The sequence below is a fragment of the Mesorhizobium sp. M4A.F.Ca.ET.020.02.1.1 genome, assembly GCF_004022645.1.
Classification (GTDB): Bacteria; Pseudomonadota; Alphaproteobacteria; order Rhizobiales; family Rhizobiaceae; genus Mesorhizobium.
Genome location: NZ_RZOI01000587.1, coordinates 1 through 3,898 on the forward strand (window position 1 = coordinate 1; position 3,898 = coordinate 3,898).

Genomic DNA, 3,898 nt, shown 5'->3' on the forward strand with positions numbered 1-3,898 from the left:
CGCGGGGACCCCCTCTGTCGCCTTCGGCGACATCTCCCCCTCGAGGGGGGAGATTGCCGCTCAGCTTTTGCTCGACGCCAGCACCAGCACCGGCGTTTCGCTGTAAAGCTTGGGGAACAGCGTCTTCAGATTCGCCACCTTGGGCAGGTCGTTGTAGACGATGTAGGGATAGGTCGGGTTCAGCGTCAGGAAATCCTGGTGGTAGTCCTCGGCCGGATAGAAGGTCTTGCCGGTTTCCAGCGTGGTGACGATCGGCTGAGAAAACACCTTGGCCTTGTCGAGCTGGGCGATGTAGCTCTCTGCCACCTTCTTCTGCTCGTCATTGCCGGCGAAGATCGTCGAGCGGTACTGGGTGCCGTGGTCCGGCCCCTGGTAGTTGAGCTGCGTCGGATTGTGCGCGACCGAGAAATAGACCTGCAGCAGCTGGCCGTAGGTCACCTGCGACGGGTCGTAGGTGATCTCGACCGACTCGGCATGTCCGGTGCTGCCGGTGCCGACGACCTCGTAAACGGCGTTTTCCTTGCTGCCGCCGGTGTAGCCGGACACCGCCTTGCTCACGCCCGTGACGTGCTGGAACACGCCCTGCACGCCCCAGAAGCAGCCGCCGGCGAAGACCGCCGTCTCGCTGCCGCTCGCCGCCTTCTCGTCAATTGCCGGCGGCGGGATCACCACCGCGTCCTCGGCCGAGACCGCCGGCGTCTCCCAGAAGGCGGCGGCCGCGACGGTCAGGACGAGCGCGGCGAGCGCGCCTTTGGCGAAGGTCGATGATCGCTTCTGCTGTCGAATTGCGGTCATGCTGGAACTCCCTTGCTGCTGTTCACTATATACGAAACCGGCCGCCGCCAGGTTCTCACTTTAGCGTGCGTCGGCTGCAACTTATTGCGCTGGAGCCATCGCATCGACGGGTTTCATCGCATCGGTCACCGGCTTCATCGCATCGGCCGGCTCCATCGCCCCCGTCGCCGGCTTCATGGCATCGGCCGGCTTCATCGCCTGCGTGCTCATCGCATCGGTCGCCATCGCGTTGGCCGGCTTCATCGCATCCGTCGCGGGTTTCATCGCGTCGGTCTTCGGCTTCATGGCGTCGGTGGCCATTGCATTGGCCGGCTTCATGGCGTTGGTCGCGTCGTCGGCGCGGGCGCCGGCGGCGAACGCCGTGGTTGCGAGCGCGAGGGCGAGCGCGGTCAGGAATTTGGTCATGGGTATTCTCCTTGGGTTGTGGCGCGCGATGCGGGCCGGATGGTGCGCTGCCGCCCCATGCGGCATCGCGCGAAGAAGGGATGCTCAGTTCGCCGCGGCGGCCAGGATCGGCCCGCCGCCGGGTGTCTGCACCAGCACCGCGGTGCTAAGCCCGCCATCATCGGCCGGCAGCGGCAACGTCGTCGCCTGGCCGTTCCAGCGGCCGAGCCGCTGCAGCGAATGCACGACATTGGCATGCGGCAGGGTGCGGCCGGTGTTCTCGCCGCGCGCCACCGGCACCTCGACGACGCCTTGCCGATAGCGCACCAGCCAGATGTCGGCGCCGCCTGCCGGCGCCGTGCCTGCGCCGATGCTCACCTTGCCGTCGCCGAGCGCGAGCGCCGGACCCTTGGCTTGCGGGCTGGTCGAGATCAGCCGTTCGATCTCGCCGGGCGCGGCGCCGACCGCGTCGGCGCTGCCGTTCACCACCACCTGCGGCGTGAACGGCCCGTCATGGCCGAGCGTCGGCTCGTAATTCACCTGGCGCTGGGTGAATTCCTGCCGGCCGAAAATGTCCTTCCAGCCGAGATAGTCCCAGTAGGTGACGTTGAACGACAGCGCCAGCACGCCCGGCCGGTCCTTGACCTTGATCAGATTGGCATTGGCCGGCGGGCAGGACGAGCAGCCCTGGCTGGTGAACAGCTCGACCACGGTCAGCGGCTGGGCGGCGGCCGTGCCGGCGGTCGTGGCCAGCGCGATGAAGGCCGCGCTGGCGAGGAGCGCGCTGCCGAGCGACGTCTTGGGTCTGGTCATGGGGAAGTCTCCGTTGCGGCGGGGTCTTGCTCCCATTTCGCCACCGCATCGGGCTTCGTTACAGACTTCACCGGTTTGTGATTGCGCTGCTCTTTCCCTTCTCCCACAGGGGGAGAAGGGGAAGTGCTCATCACTGCGTCAGCACCGTGTTGGACGGCCGCTGGTTGAAGTCGCATTTGCCCTGGACGGTGTAGAAGAAGTCGGCATTGCTGACGTCGGCCGGCACCGGGTTGCCGCCATCCTCCCAGGCCTGGTAGCCGGGCTGGCCGCAGGGCACCGCGGTGAAGATGTCGACCGTCTGGCCGGTCGCGACCTCGGGCATGGTGGTGGTGCTGGTGCCGATGTAGAGCCGGTTCGAGGTGGTCGGGTCGTTGGATTTCAGCACCTTCGGGCTGCCCGAGGGCACGTCCATCTGCAGATAGAGGTTGTCCATCTGGCTGACGTCGATCACCGCGCCGGCGCCGTTGCTGGGATAGAACGTATCGGCGCAGGTCGTGACATACTTCTTGCTGCCGCTGGTTTGCGTGATCGCGCCGCTGGGCAGGCTGCTGAAGTTCTTCACCGTCGAGGTCGTGCAGACCTGCTGCTGCACCTTGGTCGTGGTGCTGCCGTTGATCGTGCTGACGATCGAGGTGCCGTAGCCCTTCGGGTCACCGTAGTTGTTATAGGCATAGGTGATCGTCATCAGCGGCTTGGCGACGGTGTCGCCGAACTTGGTGCCGTAGAGCGTCATCGTCTTGTTCCAGTAGCCGGATACTTTGGTGACCTTGAACGTGGTCTGCACCAGCGCCGGCCGCTTGCGCACCGCCGAGGCGACGCCGACCTCGACCGTTTCGATCCTGGCGATCTGCATGAAATTGGTCGGCATCGGGTAGTGCGCCGAAGCCGTGGCGGTGGCGGTGCCGTCTGCGGCCACAACAAAGCTGTCGAGCTTGGCGGTGCCTTGCCCGCCATTGGCGGCGAAGGCCTGCTTCAGCGACGTCTCGCGGTCGGCCAGCGGGGTGGTTTTCGGCAGCGTGGTGACCGACAGGATCGCCGCGTCGAGCGCGTTCTGCATGTTGCTTTTCGTCTCGACCGCCGAGGTGTAGTCGACCGAGAAGCCGACGGCGAGCAGCAGCGGCGTCAGGATGATGATGAACACCGGCATCATCGAGCCGCGCCGCGAGCGCACGAAATCTCTTGTGTATCCGAACATTGTTGAGGTCCCCCAAACCAGGCCTGCCGAGGCAGCGGCGGATCATGCTCCAAACTGGTGGATTAATCTTTAAGGTGCGACTTATCTAGGCGCGGGGCGGGTTGGCGCGACTCCCCTTCTCCCCTTGTGGGAGAAGGTGTCGCCGAAGGCGACGGATGAGGGGTGTTCCAGGGAACGCCGACGTCTCACTCCGCTGGAACACCCTCATCCGTCTCGGCGCTGCGCGCCGATCCACCTTCTCCCACAAGGGGAGAAGGAGAAGAGCCCACCGCTTGCCCCTCAACCCCGCCCCTGCTAAAGCGCGCCGCATGACGACGCCCCTCGACCATATCCGCAATTTCTCCATCGTCGCCCATATCGACCATGGCAAATCCACGCTTGCCGACCGGCTGATCCAACTCACCGGCGGGCTGGAGGCGCGTGACATGAAGGAGCAGGTGCTGGACTCGATGGACATCGAGCGCGAGCGCGGCATCACCATCAAGGCGCAGACGGTGCGGCTGAAATACCGCGCCGACAATGGCGAGGACTATATCCTCAACCTCATCGACACGCCCGGCCATGTCGACTTCGCCTATGAGGTGTCGCGGTCGCTGGCCGCCTGCGAGGGCTCGCTGCTGATCGTCGACGCCTCGCAAGGCGTCGAGGCGCAGACGCTGGCCAATGTCTACCAGGCCATCGACAACAACCACGACGATCTCGTGGTTGTTG

5 protein-coding genes are annotated in these 3,898 nt (G+C 65.3%); 1 reads left to right on the forward strand and 4 read right to left on the reverse strand.

The features are described from left to right. Positions 1-60 precede the first annotated feature (60 nt). The 4 genes from msrA to EN742_RS27240 all read right to left on the reverse strand — a co-directional run bounded on the left by msrA (position 61) and on the right by EN742_RS27240 (position 3,187). On the reverse strand, positions 61-795 hold the full coding sequence (gene msrA / locus EN742_RS27225; protein WP_128333487.1) for a peptide-methionine (S)-S-oxide reductase MsrA: 735 nt from the start codon (positions 793-795) through the stop codon (positions 61-63). Positions 796-876: 81 nt separating this feature from the next. Further along, the gene (locus EN742_RS27230) at positions 877-1,200 is read right to left on the reverse strand and encodes a hypothetical protein (protein ID WP_127407231.1); all 324 of its coding nucleotides are present in this window, start codon (positions 1,198-1,200) and stop codon (positions 877-879) included. Positions 1,201-1,284: 84 nt separating this feature from the next. Continuing rightward, positions 1,285-1,992: a DUF1223 domain-containing protein gene (locus EN742_RS27235; protein WP_127407230.1), complete on the reverse strand. Its 708-nt coding sequence runs from the start codon at positions 1,990-1,992 to the stop codon at positions 1,285-1,287. 130 nt (positions 1,993-2,122) lie between these two features. Next, a complete protein-coding gene (locus tag EN742_RS27240; protein ID WP_126057242.1) occupies positions 2,123-3,187 on the reverse strand; it encodes a TadE/TadG family type IV pilus assembly protein in 1,065 nt (354 codons plus the stop codon). 308 nt (positions 3,188-3,495) lie between these two features. Between EN742_RS27240 and EN742_RS27245 the strand changes: the two genes are divergently transcribed. After that, positions 3,496-3,898, forward strand: a 403-nt coding sequence (locus tag EN742_RS27245; RefSeq protein WP_128333488.1) for a GTP-binding protein, incomplete at its 3' end; no start/stop codon positions are given.

Excerpts from the sequence above, each read along its gene's own strand:
- msrA (WP_128333487.1), bottom strand. The coding sequence starts at position 795 with ATGACCGCAATTCGACAGCAGAAGCGATCATCGACCTTCGCCAAAGGC.
- EN742_RS27230 (WP_127407231.1), bottom strand. The coding sequence starts at position 1,200 with ATGACCAAATTCCTGACCGCGCTCGCCCTCGCGCTCGCAACCACGGCG.
- EN742_RS27235 (WP_127407230.1), bottom strand. The coding sequence starts at position 1,992 with ATGACCAGACCCAAGACGTCGCTCGGCAGCGCGCTCCTCGCCAGCGCG.
- EN742_RS27240 (WP_126057242.1), bottom strand. The coding sequence starts at position 3,187 with ATGTTCGGATACACAAGAGATTTCGTGCGCTCGCGGCGCGGCTCGATG.